This window comes from Maricaulis virginensis (genome assembly GCF_027922185.1).
In the GTDB taxonomy this organism is placed as follows: domain Bacteria; phylum Pseudomonadota; class Alphaproteobacteria; order Caulobacterales; family Maricaulaceae; genus Maricaulis; species Maricaulis virginensis.
The window spans coordinates 475303-489790 of sequence record NZ_BSFE01000003.1; the positions used below are offsets into that span (position 1 = coordinate 475303).

At 67.0% G+C, this 14488-nt stretch carries 15 protein-coding genes; 9 read left to right on the forward strand and 6 right to left on the reverse strand.

Features of this window, described 5'->3' with window-relative positions:
* Positions 1-48: 48 nt before the first annotated feature.
* Together PKE71_RS08305 and PKE71_RS08310 are read left to right on the forward strand one after the other, a co-directional pair.
* Positions 49-1242 carry a phosphoserine transaminase gene (locus PKE71_RS08305; RefSeq protein ID WP_271186491.1) on the forward strand — a complete coding sequence of 398 codons (1194 nt, stop codon included), beginning with the start codon at positions 49-51 and terminating at the stop codon, positions 1240-1242.
* Positions 1243-1291: 49 nt separating this feature from the next.
* The gene (locus tag PKE71_RS08310) at positions 1292-1864 is read left to right on the forward strand and encodes an acyloxyacyl hydrolase (protein WP_271186492.1); all 573 of its coding nucleotides are present in this window, start codon (positions 1292-1294) and stop codon (positions 1862-1864) included.
* Between the two features lie 241 nt (positions 1865-2105).
* Here PKE71_RS08310 and PKE71_RS08315 read toward each other — a convergent pair whose 3' ends face one another.
* The gene (locus tag PKE71_RS08315; RefSeq protein WP_271186493.1) at positions 2106-2669 is read right to left on the reverse strand and encodes a hypothetical protein; all 564 of its coding nucleotides are present in this window, start codon (positions 2667-2669) and stop codon (positions 2106-2108) included.
* Positions 2670-2852: 183 nt separating this feature from the next.
* Between PKE71_RS08315 and PKE71_RS08320 the strand changes: the two genes are divergently transcribed.
* The 3 genes from PKE71_RS08320 to PKE71_RS08330 all read left to right on the forward strand — a co-directional run bounded on the left by PKE71_RS08320 (position 2853) and on the right by PKE71_RS08330 (position 6704).
* Positions 2853-3617 (forward strand): helix-turn-helix domain-containing protein, encoded by a 765-nt coding sequence (locus tag PKE71_RS08320; protein ID WP_271186494.1) that lies wholly within the window; start codon positions 2853-2855, stop codon positions 3615-3617.
* An 80-nt stretch (positions 3618-3697) separates the two neighbouring features.
* Positions 3698-5221 (forward strand): serine hydrolase, encoded by a 1524-nt coding sequence (locus PKE71_RS08325; protein ID WP_271186495.1) that lies wholly within the window; start codon positions 3698-3700, stop codon positions 5219-5221.
* A gap of 193 nt (positions 5222-5414) precedes the next feature.
* Complete coding sequence (locus PKE71_RS08330) at positions 5415-6704, forward strand: adenylosuccinate synthase (RefSeq protein ID WP_271186496.1); 1290 nt, start codon at positions 5415-5417, stop codon at positions 6702-6704.
* A gap of 191 nt (positions 6705-6895) precedes the next feature.
* Here PKE71_RS08330 and PKE71_RS08335 read toward each other — a convergent pair whose 3' ends face one another.
* Positions 6896-8002: an acyltransferase family protein gene (locus PKE71_RS08335; protein WP_271186497.1), complete on the reverse strand. Its 1107-nt coding sequence runs from the start codon at positions 8000-8002 to the stop codon at positions 6896-6898.
* 239 nt (positions 8003-8241) lie between these two features.
* On the opposite strand from PKE71_RS08335, the gene PKE71_RS08340 reads away from it, so the two are divergent.
* Complete coding sequence (locus PKE71_RS08340; protein ID WP_271186498.1) at positions 8242-9570, forward strand: dipeptidase; 1329 nt, start codon at positions 8242-8244, stop codon at positions 9568-9570.
* Between the two features lie 179 nt (positions 9571-9749).
* Here the strand turns inward: PKE71_RS08340 and PKE71_RS08345 are convergent, their stop codons facing one another.
* On the reverse strand, positions 9750-10463 hold the full coding sequence (locus PKE71_RS08345; RefSeq protein WP_271186499.1) for an ArsR/SmtB family transcription factor: 714 nt from the start codon (positions 10461-10463) through the stop codon (positions 9750-9752).
* Positions 10464-10572: 109 nt separating this feature from the next.
* Between PKE71_RS08345 and PKE71_RS08350 the strand changes: the two genes are divergently transcribed.
* Both PKE71_RS08350 and PKE71_RS08355 read left to right on the forward strand, forming a co-directional pair.
* Positions 10573-10881 carry an NIPSNAP family protein gene (locus PKE71_RS08350; RefSeq protein ID WP_271186500.1) on the forward strand — a complete coding sequence of 103 codons (309 nt, stop codon included), beginning with the start codon at positions 10573-10575 and terminating at the stop codon, positions 10879-10881.
* Positions 10878-11222 (forward strand): antibiotic biosynthesis monooxygenase family protein, encoded by a 345-nt coding sequence (locus PKE71_RS08355; protein WP_271186501.1) that lies wholly within the window; start codon positions 10878-10880, stop codon positions 11220-11222. The genes PKE71_RS08350 and PKE71_RS08355 overlap by 4 nt, the downstream gene beginning before the upstream one ends.
* A 5-nt stretch (positions 11223-11227) precedes the next feature.
* On the opposite strand, the gene PKE71_RS08360 is transcribed toward PKE71_RS08355, so the two are convergent.
* Genes PKE71_RS08360 through PKE71_RS08370 form a run of 3 tightly spaced genes read right to left on the reverse strand, consistent with a single transcriptional unit; the run spans position 11228 to position 13094 of the window.
* Positions 11228-12124: a CPBP family intramembrane glutamic endopeptidase gene (locus tag PKE71_RS08360; protein WP_271186502.1), complete on the reverse strand. Its 897-nt coding sequence runs from the start codon at positions 12122-12124 to the stop codon at positions 11228-11230.
* 42 nt (positions 12125-12166) lie between these two features.
* Positions 12167-12736, reverse strand: coding sequence for an HAAS signaling domain-containing protein (locus PKE71_RS08365; RefSeq protein WP_271186503.1), 570 nt, complete (start codon positions 12734-12736; stop codon positions 12167-12169).
* Entirely contained in the window at positions 12717-13094 is a 378-nt protein-coding gene (locus PKE71_RS08370; protein ID WP_271186504.1) for a PadR family transcriptional regulator, read from the reverse strand. The genes PKE71_RS08365 and PKE71_RS08370 overlap by 20 nt, the downstream gene beginning before the upstream one ends.
* A gap of 284 nt (positions 13095-13378) precedes the next feature.
* On the opposite strand from PKE71_RS08370, the gene PKE71_RS08375 reads away from it, so the two are divergent.
* On the forward strand, positions 13379-14350 hold the full coding sequence (locus tag PKE71_RS08375) for a hypothetical protein (protein ID WP_271186505.1): 972 nt from the start codon (positions 13379-13381) through the stop codon (positions 14348-14350).
* Positions 14351-14488: the final 138 nt, after the last annotated feature.

Below are 14488 nucleotides of genomic sequence, written 5' to 3' on the forward strand. Positions count from 1 at the left end.
GCAGCCCGTCACGAATACACCCTTGTTTCCCGCTGCCAGGAGAGCCCTGTGGCCGATGATACGCTGACCGCCCCCGCCCGCACCGACAATCCCAAGCCGATGCTGCGCCCCGCCGATCCGCGTTTTTCCTGCGGTCCGGTGAAGAAATATCCCGGCTGGAGCTGGGAAGCGCTGGCCGATGCGCCGCTCTCGCGCACCCACCGGGCCGGTACGGCAATCCAGCGGATCAAGGAATCGCTCGAACGTACCCGCGCCCTGCTGGCACTGCCGGACGATTATCATGTCGCGCTGATGCCGGGCTCGGACACGGGTGCGATGGAAGCGGCGATGTGGTCGCTGCTCGGCGCGCGCGGCACGGACGTCTTCTCCTGGGATGTGTTCGGCAACAAGTGGACGAGCGACGCGCGCGACGAGCTGAAGCTGGACGATCTGCGCACTTTCCAGACCCCGGCCGGCACCCTGCCGGACCTCTCGAAATATGACGGCAAGCGCGACGCGGTCTTCACGCTCAACGGCACGGCGGCCGGTGTGTGCATTCCGGATTATGACTGGATCGATGCCGACCGTGAGGGCCTGACCCTGTGCGACGCGACGTCTGCCGCCTTCGCCGTCGATATCGACTGGTCGAAGATCGATGTGCTCACCTTCTCCTGGCAGAAATGCATGGGCGGGGAGGCCCAGCACGGCATGCTGGTGATGGGGCCGCGGGCCATCGACCGGCTCAACAGCTTCCGGCCGGACCGGCCGATCCCGGCAATCCTGCAGCTGCACAAGAACGGCAAGGCCGATATGGCGCTCTATGAGGGCTCCACCCTCAACACGCCGTCCCTGATGGCGGTCGAGGACTATCTCGCCGCGCTGAAATGGGGGTCGCGCATTGGCGGCCTGCCGGAACTGATCCGCCGCAGCAAGACCAATTTCGAGACGCTGGACGCCTGGGTGCGCCAGTCCGACTGGATCGATTATCTGTGCGAGGACGAAGGCGCGCGGTCGCCGATCTCGGTTGCGCTGAAATATGTTGCGCCGGAGGCCGCAGCGCTGGATACCGAACAGCAATGGGCGCTGACCAAGGGCATCACGACGCTGCTGGAACGCGAGAATGCCGGTCTGGACGTCAACATGCACCGGGCCTCCGTGCCGGGGATTCGCATCTGGTGCGGCCCGACCATTGAGGCCGACGATCTGGCTGCGCTGGGGCCATGGCTCGACTGGGCCTATCGCGAAGCTCTGGACGCACTCTGACCGGCGCTGTATCGCTGCGCCGGCACACTCTTGAGCGAGGGGGACATCTATGACGCGTTTGGGACTGGCCGCACTGGCCGCTGCATGCTTGGCTGCTCCGGCCATTGCCGATGATGAGCGCGGGACGGAAATCCGCCTCGGCGTCACGGCCCACGATCTGGCCGACCATGTCGAGGACGGGCCGAACATCACGGTCGACGCGCTGTTCGCGTCGCCGGACTTTCTCGAGGCGATCTGGTCGCCGCGCCCCTATCTCTACGGTTCGTTCAACACGAACGGGCTGACCAATTTCGGCGCGACCGGTCTCGCCTGGAACTGGGCGTTCTCCGAGAACTGGAATTTCGAATTCCGCACCGGGCTGAGCTATAATGACGGTGTCGAGGATATCGACCCGAACTCCCCGCCGGACGATCCGACGCGTATCCGCCTCGCCACGACGCGCTCCCTGATGGGCAACGAGATCCTGTTCCACAATGCGATCGGGCTCGATTACGACCTCAATGACCACTGGTCGGTCGGCGCGTATTACGAACACATCTCCCACGGCCAGATCCTGGCCTCCGGCCGCAACCAGGCGCTGGACAATGCCGGTATTCGTGTCGGCTATCGCTGGGGACGGTAGGGATTTTCCTCCCCATGTGAGTGGGGCGCTGCAGTCTTCAAGCTGTACCGCGATCCGCCACATCTGCCGTCACCCTGACGAAAGTCAGGGCCCAGTTCATAAGGCTGGGTCGTCGCGATCTCGCACTTGTCTTTACGATGCGAACTCGCGCCGGACCTCATCCAGCCCAAATCTCGCTTTGTGATCTGGGTCCCGACCTTCGTCGGGATGACGGTTCAGGGGCATGGGCTCTGACAAATGCTCAACCCGCCCGCGCCGCTTCCGCCTCATCCGCCCGCGGATCCTCTTCCACGCGGACATAGATGCCGGTGAACCAGTCGGTCCATTCGCCGTCTGCGCCCTGTTGCTGGAAGTGCTGGCGCACCGTGCCGTCGTCCCGGAGCGTCCAGCTGCCGCGGAAGGCCGCGCGCGTGCCATTGCCGGGGTAGAAGATCTCGCCTTCCAGCACCATCGTGCCGGCCGCGTCGAGCCCACCGGTATAGTCGATGAAATTGCCGGGGCTGACCCAGACCTGCCGCCAGGCACCGGCCAGCGGATCATAGGCATTCAGGCTTTCGCCCGTAGAACCGCCGGCACCCTCCCAGCGTTCGGTGATCAGGCAGCCGCCCTGGGATTTCACGATCGTGTTGCGGCCCTGATAGGGGCCGTCATCGGGCGCGTAGACATTCCACGTGCCCAGCCAGAAATCGAAATCGTCGTGCTGCGCCTCGGTGCAGCCCGGCGGCGGACCGGATTGTGCCCATGCTGCCGGGACCGGCGCTGCAGCCAGCGCAGCCGCGGCCGCCAATGTCCGAAAAATCGTCATGCCGTGCCTCCCCCGCTTGCCATTATGGCAGGCTGGCACGCGGGCCGGAGACCGGCAAGCGGGTGCCCGTCCGCTTGCCGGCAAATCCACGCGTTCCGGAATGACGAAGATGTCATCATCCAATCAGGGCTTGGCGAGCATCCGGTTGCTATACCGAAGAACAAGACGGGCGGGATGGGCTGCATGTTCCGGACACGGCGGGTCTACGAGACCGACGCGCTCAATGTGAAGCTGAGCTATTACGGCCCCGGCCTCGGCATGGGCGCGCACAGTCATGATTTCGACCAGGTCTCCTTCCTGCTGGGCGGCGGGCTGAGCGAGGGGCATGGCGGGACATCGCGTGAAATGCATCAGCGCGGCATCGGCCTGAAACCGGCCGGCTTCGAGCATGACAACCGCTATCACGGGCGCGACGGAGCGCTCATCCTGTCCATCAATCTGCGGCCGGGCGCGGATGCCGCGCTGGCCGGCCTGGGTCCGGACGACTGGCACTGGTCGCCGGATGCGCCGCCGGACCGGATGTGCGAGCTTCACGCGCTTTTGGCTGCAGACGGGGATGCGGCCGGCGATGCGGTGGCCGATCTCTTGGCCCGCCTCGGTCCCGGCCGGAAGACGCACCGCACATCGCCGCCGGCCTGGCTGAAGCGGATCCGCGACCGGCTGGACGATCCTGCCGATCCGGCCGGGATCGCCGCCATTGCCGAAGAGGCCGGTGTGCACCGTGTCCATCTCGCGCGGGTGTTTGCGGCCCATTACGGCGTGGCTCCGACGGCCTACCGGCTGCAGCGCCGGGTGGGACGCGCCGTCGGTCTGCTGGCCACCGGATCGGCGCCCGGCGATGCGGCCGCCGAGGCCGGGTTCGCCGACCAGGCGCACATGACGCGCTGCCTGAGACGCCAGACCGGGCTGACGCCCGGCAGCCTGCGCCGTTTTCTCCTCGCCGCCTGACCCGGATCAACCGGTTGCATCCGTTCAAGACCGCCGCTTGCCGGCCGGTTAGGTGTGGAGCGGACTGACAGGAGACACAGATGCGTTTTTCTTCCCCGCTGGCCGCTGCTGCGGCCGCCCTTGTTGCCGCAACTGCTGCCCAGGCCGAGACACCCCGGGGCGCGGCCGACCGGCTGGACGCTTTCCTCGACCGTTTCGAGGGCATCGAACCGGGTTATGCCGTGGTCGCGGTGACGGCCGACGAGGTGTTGCTGAACCGGGTGGAAGGCGTGCGCCGTGCGTCAACCGGCGATCCGCTGACCACCGGCACGCCGCTCTACATCGCCTCGCAGACCAAGGCCTATGTCGGCCTGCTGGCGAGCTGGCTGGATGCGCAGGGCATTCTCGATCTCGATTCCACCATCACCGATCACTGGCCCGATGTGGACTTCCCGGACGGCGTGGACCCGTCCGCCTGGACGCTGCGCGATCTCCTCACCCACCAGGTGCCGATCTCGGTCGGACAGCTCACAATGCTGGAAGCCTATGTCACGCGGGTCGATCCGGCAGACTATCCCGCCCTGATCGCGCAGTATGGCGAGGCCCGCGAGCCCGGCTTCGACTACGACAATCTGGGCTACAACATCTATGGCGCCATCCTGGAAACCGCGACCGGCCGCACCTGGCAGGACTGGCTGGACGAAGTGATCTTCGAGCCGACCGGCATGACGCGCACCTCGGGCCGCACCTCCGATTTTTCGCTCGAGGAACAGTCCTGGAACCACATCTGGCAGGGCGAAGCGGCCGGCTGGTATGAAGTGCCGCCCAAGACCGACGGCATGATGCAGTCGGCGGGCGGTCTGGTGACCTCGACGACCGACATGGCGGCCTGGCTGCAGCTGCAGCTGCGCGGCCACGGACCGGACGGCAGCGGGCTCACCGATGCGGTGGTGGCCGAGGCACACGCGTCCGGCGTGGCCACGCACATGGAAGACGGCCGGAACCCGTATGAACTGCCCTGTTCGGGCTATTCGCTGGGCTGGAATATCTGCGATTTCGACGGCCACACCCTCTACATCCACGGCGGCGGTTATACCGGCGCGCGCACGGCTATGGCTTTCTCGCCGGATCTGGGCGTCGGCATCGCCGCCTTCTCCAATTCCGACAACATGACGGGCTGGCTGTCGGGCCGGACCATCGTGATGTTCCTGCAATTCCTGACCGAACATCCCGATGCCGAACGCTGGGCAGATACGCGGGTGGCGTATTATCCCCAGCAGATCGCCCGCTATCTGGAGCGCCGCACCAATCGCGAGGCGGAGAACCGTGCCGACGAGGCCTGGGGCGGCTGGACCTGGCAGCCGGATGCCGCCGCGCGGGCCGGATATGCCGGCACCTATTCCTCCGGCGAGCCCTATGGCGTCGTGACGATTGCCGAGGAGGGCGGCGGTCTGGTCGCCAGCCTCGGCGACATGCGGCTGCAGCTGGAGCCGGCGAGTCCCGACCTGTTCGGCGGCGTCGCCCATGCCTTCTACGGACCCGACCGTTTTGCCTTCGAGCGTGACGCCTCCGGCGCCATCGTCCGGCTCGACTGGGACGGGGATGTCTACGAACGTGTGGATTGATCCACGGGACACCGGTTGCGGGGCTGATCCCTCTCTTGTGAGGCCCCGCAATCTGTTCTAAGCCTGCCGCCCGTTCGAGCCCGCCGTTTCATTGATCTGACGACTGACATCTGCCGCCCTGCGGCCCCCGTCCGGACCCCGCGGTCCGGCAGGCGATGTCTCTCGGGCGGCGGGCACAGTCGCGGAGGCAGAAATGGCCAATGTTACCGTCGTGGGCGCCCAGTGGGGCGATGAAGGCAAGGGCAAGCTGGTCGACTGGCTGTCGCACCGCGCCGATGTGGTGGCGCGCTTCCAGGGCGGCCACAATGCGGGCCATACGCTGGTCGTCGGCGACAAGGTCTACAAGCTCTCCCTGCTGCCCTCCGGCGTGGTGCGCGGCAAGCTCTCCGTGATCGGCAATGGCGTCGTCGTCGACCCCTGGGCCTTCGTGGCCGAGGTCGACCGCATCGCCGAACAGGGCGTGAAGATCACCCCGGAAGTCGTGAAGATCGCCGAGACCGCCGCGCTGATCCTGCCGATCCACCGCGAACTCGACGCCCTGCGCGAGAACCGCGATGACGGCGAAGCCATCGGCACCACACGCCGCGGTATCGGTCCGGCCTATGAGGACAAGGTCGGCCGCCGTGCCGTGCGTGTCATCGACCTGGCCGACGAGGCGGCGCTGCGCGGCCGTGTCACCGAAATCCTGCACCATCACAACGCCCTGCGCCGCGGCCTGGGGCACGAGGAATATCCCGCCGGCAAGCTGGTCGCGGAACTGCTCGATATCGCGCCGAAAATCCTGCCCTATGCGGCACCGGTCTGGCGCGTGCTGAAGAATGCCAACGATACCGACCAGAAAATCCTGTTCGAGGGCGCCCAGGGCGCTCTGCTGGACGTGGATCACGGCACCTATCCCTTCGTGACCTCCTCCAATACCGTCTCCGGCCAGGCCTCGGCGGGCACGGGCGTCGGTCCCAAGGATGTCGGCTATGTGCTCGGCATCGCCAAGGCCTACATGACCCGCGTCGGGTCCGGACCCTTCCCGACCGAACTGTTCGACGAGAACGGCCAGCGGCTTGGCGAGCGCGGTCATGAATTCGGCGTCGTCACCGGGCGCAAGCGCCGCTGCGGCTGGTTCGACGCCGTGATCACCCGCCAGACCCTGCAGGTCGGCGGTGTCGACGGTGTCGCCCTGACCAAGCTGGACGTGCTGGACGGGTTCGAGACGATCAAGGTCTGTGTCGGCTACGAGCTCGACGGCCGCCGCCTCGACCATCTGCCCGCCGGCAAGGAAGCCCAGGCGAAGGTGAAACCGGTCTATGAAGAGCTGGAAGGCTGGCAGGGTTCCACCGCCGGCGCCCGCTCCTGGGCCGACCTGCCGGCCGAAGCGGTGAAATATGTCCGCCGCCTGGAAGAACTCATCGAATGCCCGATCGCCCTGGTCTCCACCAGCCCCGAGCGCGAAGACGTCATCTTGATGCAGGACCCGTTCAGGGGATAGGGCAGCACCACTCGTTGTCATCCCGGATGAACGCCCCGCGCAGGCGGGGCAAAAGTCCGGGACCCATAATCCCGGTGATCATCCAGTTGTCGCTGACGGCAAGCCTGCTTCTGGCCAAAAGCGAGCGTATAGGTCCCGGCCCTGCTGCCCGCCTGCGCGGGCCATCCGGCCGGGATGACAATCGTTTGGGATCAAGCCACGTCCCTAACCGCCGCCGCACGCACTTCCCGCCGCGGCTGCAGTCTGTCCTTCCAGGCCAGCGCCGGCTTCTCGACGGTTTCGCGCAGGACCCAGCCGGCGAGGATGGCGGCGGGGGCCATGATGAGGGCGAGCTGGGTCGTGTTGAGGCCCGGCATCAGGGCGAAGGCCACGAGGCCGATCGGCCAGTGCAGGATGTAGATGCCGTAGGAGACGTCTTCCACATTGCGCACGGCATGGCCGATCCGGCCGCCGATATGCGCATGGCCGAGCCACAGGAAGGCCGAGGCCAGGAAGATGTCGAGCATCATCCAGCCGATCGCCAGCTCGTGGGCGGCCAGCGCGGCCACGCCCGCCAGGGCGATGAAGGCCGGGGTGATGCGTACCATCTCGCGGGCGGCGAAGAAGAAGGCGCCGATCATGAAGGCCGGGCCGAAGCGCGCCAGCGTGGTGATCGTGCCTTCGCCGATGCCGCTATAGCCGAAGGTGGCGACCAGGGCGCCGAAGACGCAGGTCAGTGCGGCCCAGAACACCACCAGGCGCCGGTCGGAATAGAGCCCGATCAGGGCCAGGATGCCGACACCGAGATAGGCCATCAGCTCGTAGCGGATCGTCCAGAGCGGACCGTTGGCGCTGTGGCCGACGGGCGAGTTCTCGAACGTGCCCGGCAGGCCGGCCAGCGGATCGACCTGGCCGATCAGCTTCAGCGGGAAGGCCCAGGTTTCAGCGCTCGACCAGTATTCCGCCTGCGAGAGCGAGGTAAAGAAGGGGTAGACCGCAAACACGATCAGCACGGCGGCAATCAGGCCCGGGAAGATGCGGAAGATGCGCGCCGTGGCATAGCGCGAGATCTCTTTCGTCTTCATCGCACTGGCCGTGATCATGTAGCCGGACAGGATGAAGAAACCGTCCAGCGCACACTGCACGACGAAGTCGACGGTCAGGCTCCAGGTGCCGGTATAGGGCTTGCCCAGCGGGATCAGGATGGCGTGTCCGTACAGCACCATCAGCGCGAAAACGATGCGCATCGCGGTGAAATTATTGGACTTGTCTTCAAGACGGCCAAGGCCGTCGCGGAACAAAAAAGCGAACTTGCTCATATGATCCCACTCCCGGTTATCCCCGGTCGCGGTGCAAGCGGCGTGCGGACCGGCGGGGCTCGCCAAATCCGTAAACGAAACATGAAGATAGCCCGGCGTATTCGAGGCTTTCCGGTAACCGGCTCTCAAAACAGGTCACCGCGCTGACCCAAAACGGGATGGAATGCCAAAGGCTTGGCCTTGCCTTCGCCTCGCAGGCCCCTAGACTTCGCGTCAACGTTTTGAAGAGGGGATATGTCATGCGGGTTGATCGTTCCGGAGTGTCTGCGCTGGTTCTGGCTCTGGTCCTGGGGGCGTGCGCGCCTGCCGGCGAGGAGCAAGCCGAAGCGCCGGCCGCTGATACGCCTGCCGCGGCGCCGGAAAGCGTCCAGGACAGCGCCACCACGGACACGGCGATGGGGCAGGACGATTATCCCGTCTCTTCCGCGGCGCAGATACACGACCGCACCTTCACCCTCGACACCCATGTCGATATCGGTCCGGGCTATGGCACCGACGCGCTCGATCCGGGTGAGCACACCCATGCCCAGGTCGATCTGCCGAAAATGGTCGAGGGCGGGCTCGATGCGGCTTTCTTCATTGTCTATGTCGGCCAGGGCGATCTGACTGAAGAGGGCTATGCCGCGGCGCGCGAGGCGGCCGAGGAGAAGTATCGCGGCATCTCGCGCATGCTGGCCAATGATCCCGACCGTATCGCCCTGGCGACCACCGCCGACGAGGTGGAGGCGATCGCCGCGTCGGGCCGCCTGGTCGCCCTGATCGGCATGGAAAACGCCTATCCGCTGGGGCCGGGCATCGACGACGTGCCCATGTGGGCCGAGCGCGGCGTGCGCTACATGTCGATCACCCATTTCGGCAATAACCAGTTCGGCGGCTCCTCCAATCCCGATACCGGGGCCGGCGAGCCGGCAGAGGATCCGGGCTTGAGCGATCTGGGCCGCGAACTGGTCGCCTCGCTGAACGATCACGGCATCATTGTCGACGTCTCGCATGTCGGCAAACAGACCATGCTGGACGCGATCGAGCTGTCGCGCGCGCCGGTCATGGCCTCGCATTCCGGCGCCCGCGCCGTTTACGACAATGCCCGCAATCTGGACGACGAACAGCTGCGCGCGATCCGCGACAATGGCGGTGTGGCGCACATGGTCGCCTTCCGCCGCTATATCGGCGAGATGCCGCAGGCCGTGCTCGACGGCCAGCGTGCCCTGGCCGCCGAGCTGGGACTGGACACGCCGGAAGGCCGCGAGGCGGCGACGCCGGAAATCATCGCCGCCTATCGCGAAGGCCTGGCCGCGCTGCGGGCCGAACATGGCGATGTCGATATTTCCGTGCTGGCCGACCATATCGACCACGCCGTCGAGGTCGCCGGGATCGAGCATGTCGGCATCGCGTCGGACTTCGATGGCGGTGGCGGTGTCGGCGGCTGGGAAGATGCCAGCGAGACCGCGGCCGTGACCGAGGAACTCCTGCGCCGCGGCTACACGCCCGACGAGATCGAGATGATGTGGTCCGGCAATATCCTGCGCGTGATGCGGGCCGTTGAGGAGGCGGCTGCGACGGCGGAGTAGGGCGAAGGCGCGCGATCCCCGGCTTCCCCCGCGTGCGGGGGAAGCGGCCGAGCGAAGCGAGGCCGATGGGGGAAGTCAGGTTCGGCGCCAAAGTGCGCGCTTCGCGCTCCGCACCGCTGCGCGTTGCCCCCTCAGCCGGCGTCGCCGGCAGCTCCCCCGCAAGCGGGGCGAGCCCGGCGTCAGGGCCCCGGTGAACCCTGACCGCCCGCGCCGAGACGCGCGAACAGGCGGGGCAATTCGCGTTCGCCCTCCAGCGTGACCCGCAGGGCGCGGCTGGTCTGGCGCGGCCTGAGCCAGCCGAGCTCCTGGAAACGGGTCAGCAGGGCCGCGCCTGCCCCGCCGGCGAGGTGATGGGTGCGTTCGCTCCAGTCCAGACAGGTACGGCAGGCCGGGCGGCGTGCCCGCATGAGGGCCGGCATGTCCAGGCCCAGCCCGTCCAGCAGGCCGTGCCCGCGATCGGTCAGTGCGACCCCGTCCGGGGCCAGCGCAAGGGCACCGCCCGCATGCAGGGCGCGATAGAGCGCGATGCCCATCTCGCCGGCGAGATGGTCGTAACACACGCGCGCCCGGCGCATGGCCTGGTCGTCGGGGCCGGGGCGGAAGGGCAGGTGGCCGCGTGACTGGGCCAGCCCCAGCAAGGCTTCCAGCGCCTCGGCGACCTCGGCGCCGGCCAGCCGCACATAGCGGTGACGGCCCTGTTTCTCGGCCGCGATCAGCCCGCCTTCGGCGAGTTTGACGAGATGGGCCGAGACCGTTGGCGCACCGATGCCGGCCACACGCGCCAGCTCGCTGGCTGTCAGCGCCTTGCCGCTCATCAGCGCGGTCAGCATGGCGGCCCGGGCGGGGTCGCCGATCAGGGCGCCGATGCGGGCAATGTCCGGTCCGTGGCTCATGGCGGCGACGCTAGCATGATTGCGGCGGTTCCATACTTCGTTCCCGGGCGAAGCATTGCCGGTGCGCCGGCCCTAGTCTCGCTTTGCACAAACACGAAGGAGTGGGGCTATGAGCCTGCTATGCTGCATCCGCTATCGGATCGATCCGTTCAAGCGGGAGGCGTTCGAGACCTATGCCCGCGAATGGCTGCGCGTCATCCCGGCCTGCGGCGGCCGGCTGCTGGGCTATTTCATGCCGCACGAGGGCACGAATGACGTTGCGCTGGGCCTGATCGAGTTCGACAGCCTGGCGGACTACGAGGCCTATCGTGCGCGGCTGCGCAGCGATGAGGGTGGCCGGGCCAATTTCGAATTTGCCGAAGCGGAACGGCTGATCCTGGGCGAGGCGCGCAGCTTTCTGCGCCGGGTGGAAGCATGATCCTGGTCCTGTTCGAACTCGACCCGGCGGAAGGGGGCCGGGAGGCCTATTTCGACCTGGCTGCAGCGCTCAAGCCGGAGCTGGCGCAAATCGACGGCTTCATCTCGATCGAGCGTTTCGAAAGCCTGGCCGTGCCGGGCCGCTATCTCTCCCTGTCGGCCTGGCGTGACGAGGCGGCCGTGCGCGACTGGCGCAACCGGACAAGCCATCGCAAGGCGCAGGCGGCCGGGCGTGGGGGCGTGATCGCCGCCTACCGGCTGCGCGTGGCACAGGTCATCCGCGATTACGGCCTCGACAACCGGACCGAAGCACCGGCCGACAGCCGGGCGCTTCATGGCTAGCGGGGCTACACGGAACGGTCCGCCGCGACGGCCGCCGCCTGTCCCGTCCGCCGCGGCAGGGTGAGGGCGGCGGCAAGACCGAGGACAATCTGGAGCGCCAGGATCAGGAGATCGATCTGCAATTGCACGACCCCGGCCGCCGGGGCGATGTCTTCGGTCACGCCGGCGAAGATTCCGTTCACCGATCCGTGGAACAGGACGGCAGGCCAGAAGCTGCGGGCCCGGAGCGTCAGCCAGGCGAGCACGTAGGAATTGGCCACTAGCGCTACGGGAAAGAGCACGAACCCGCCAAGGACCGGCGTTTCCGGGTAATTATAGCCGGCGAGGATGGACGGCAGGTGCCAGAAGGCCCAGACCAGGCCCAGCAGGACGATGCCGGCATGCAGGCCGAAACGGTCGATGACATGATCCTGCAGCACGCCGCGCCAGCCGAATTCCTCGCCCACGGCGACCACGCCGTTCATGGCGGCGAAGAGCAGCGCGGTGAGCGCGACATTGGCGGAAAAATACAGCCAGCCCTGTTCACCCGGCCCCAATTGCCAGGGGCCGCGCAGCACATCCACGCCGCTGCCGTCGAAGGCGAAGAATGTGCCCTCGCCCCAGCCCAGCATGCGCACCAGGCCCAGCGTGACCAGGGCGAGGGCGGCCGGAAGCAGGCCCGCCAGGACCAGCCAGACCGGATTGCCCGGCCAGAAGCGGATGCGCCGGAAGGCGGCCCGGTTGAACAGGGCCAGATAGCCCAGCGCCCACAGGCCGGGCATGAACATGATGACGATCAGCCAGGGCGCGGCAGCCCCGGATTCCAGATCGCCCACCACGGCGATGGCGGCGGACTGGATCGACCAGCTGGCCAGGAAGAGGCTCAGAATGAAGACAAGGATGGTGCGTTTGCTCATCGTCATGACAAGCACTCCTTTAAAAAAAAGCAGGCAGGGGGTTGGGGCTCAGCCGCGGCGGGCGATCCGCCTGAGCGTCCAGATCGCCAGCGCCCGCGTGGCCAGGAAGGCCAGGGCCAGCGCGAAAAGCGTGAGGGGGAAGATCCACACGCCCAGCAACTCGTCGGCCGTCGACGGGTCGTCGATCAGGCCGATGAAGAACTCCGTCTCCGATCGCCACAGACCGGCATGCAGGGGATCGGCGATCTTGAAGGCGGCAACGCTGGCGACCAGACAGGCCGCGGCCCAGAGAACCAGGATCGCCGCGCCTGCCAGGACAGCCAGGCCGTGACCGGCTGCCGTGCGGATCAGCGCGTCCAGCATGTCGCCATAGCGGCGCGTGGTGATGGCGGTTTCCAGCCGGTGGGCGTCATACATGGCGCGGGCGTATGCATCGGCGGGGCCGAGGGCGGCAACGACGTCCTGTGGCGCGGTGCCGGCTTCGACGCGTTCGGCGATATGGCTGTCCAGTTCGGCCAGAATGTCGTCGCGTACGCTGCCGGGCAGGCTGGCCAGCCCGTGCCGGACTTCGCGCAGCCAGACCGTGGCGGCGGTGCTGTTATCGGCGCTGTTTGTCATCGCCGGTCTCCTCGATGAGCGCGTCGAGCCGCGCCCGGGTCTGTTGCCATTCCGCGACCATCGCCGTGGCAGTGGCCCGGCCGGCCGGCGTGATCGCATAGTATTTGCGCGGCCGGCCGTTTTCGGTCTCGGTCCGCCATTGCGCTGCCACATGGCCGGCAGCCTCGAGCCGGTGCAGCAGCGGGTAGATCGAGCCTTCCGCGACGTCCAGACCGGCCTCTCCATTGAGACGGTCGAGGATTTCCAGTCCGTAGAGCGGGGCGGGCCGCAACAGGCAGAGCAGCGCCATTTCGGCGAGACCCTTGTTCCATTGCGCCCGCCGGTTCGCCTCGCGGCGCGGGTCGGCTTTCTTGTTCATGCTTTGCTTTATATCTTGCAATACAAGATATAGTCAATATGAATTTCTAAAGACCGGCGGGATCCGGATTCTGAAGAAAAAGTGCATATAAAACATTGTTTTGGTACGTTTTTGAGGCGGTGGGCCCGAGGAGCGGGCCGCCGTGTTGCCGGTCGGTCTCTTCAGCGGGTATCGCCCGGGTGTGGTGCCGCAGCGCGTGAAACCCGGTGCCTCCCGCAGTCCGGGGATGGCGGGCGGCGGGATGGCGTGCGAGGGTCCCGGCCAGCAAAAAGGGGAGGGGCGGAATGCTCCGCACGATCCGGACACTGGCCGCCAGTCTCGCGGCGATCCCGCTGATCGCCGCCGCCGCGCCGGCTCAGGGCGGTACGACGCCGCTCGACCGGGCGCTTGCGGCGCAGGATGGCGCGCCTCTGGAGCGCCGGGTGGAAGCACGCCGGGCGGTCGAAGACGCCCTCATGGACAGCACGCTCTACTTTGTGCGCCTGCCGGGGGCGGAGCAGGGCAGCCGCTTTCTGGTCGGCCGGCAGGGCGATCTGCCGGCCCTGTCTGGCTTCGATACGCCGGAACGCCTGCTGCGCTGGGCCGAGGCAAATTTCACCGAAGAACAGCGCGAGCCGATGGGCGAGTTCAGCGGGCCGGCCGGCGGCTTCCTGGTCCTGCTGGACCGGCAAATGGACGGCGAAGCGGTGCTGTACATCAATGCGAGTTACGACCAGCCGCTGGTGATCGATCCTGTCTTCTTGCGCTTTCTCGCCGCCCGGGCGCGTCAGGCGCGCCAGGATCTTCCCCTGGCCCAGGGCGAGCCGGCGCCGGCGACGCCGCTGGAGCGCCACGCCCATGCCCGGGCGCAGGCTGCCGGAACGGTTGAGGTGGCGCCGGAGGATCTGCGCTATCTGGTCGACGGGCAGCTCTTCTATGTGCCGCTGTATGACCAGGCGAATGCCGGCAATGTGCAATCCCTGCCGCAAGCCGAGAATGCGGTTTCGGGCGGCGACCGTCTCGCGCTCGAAGGCGAAACCCGCCCGGACGGCAGCCAGGTCTTCCGGCTGGCCGTGTTCGACCGGCGCGCTCTGGCCGATGGCTATGCCCGTGCTTTCGAGGCACAGCACGACACTGTGCTGCGCTACCGGGTCATGCGCGGGATCGATCTCATGCAGGCGCTGCCCGCGAACATCCCTGTCGCTATCAATCCGGGCTCGCCCTACATGCTCGTCATCGCACCGGATGGCGCGTCCGCGGACGGCGCCACCGACTAGCGTCCCCTCTTCAGGGGAGGGTGCCGCACCGGCCTGGCGGCTAGGACACAGACTCATAATTTCTGAGCCATATCTGGATAGCGGCGAGTTTGACGAGGGCAAGGTAGTTATCGGCGTGTTTTTCGTAGCGCGTTGCGA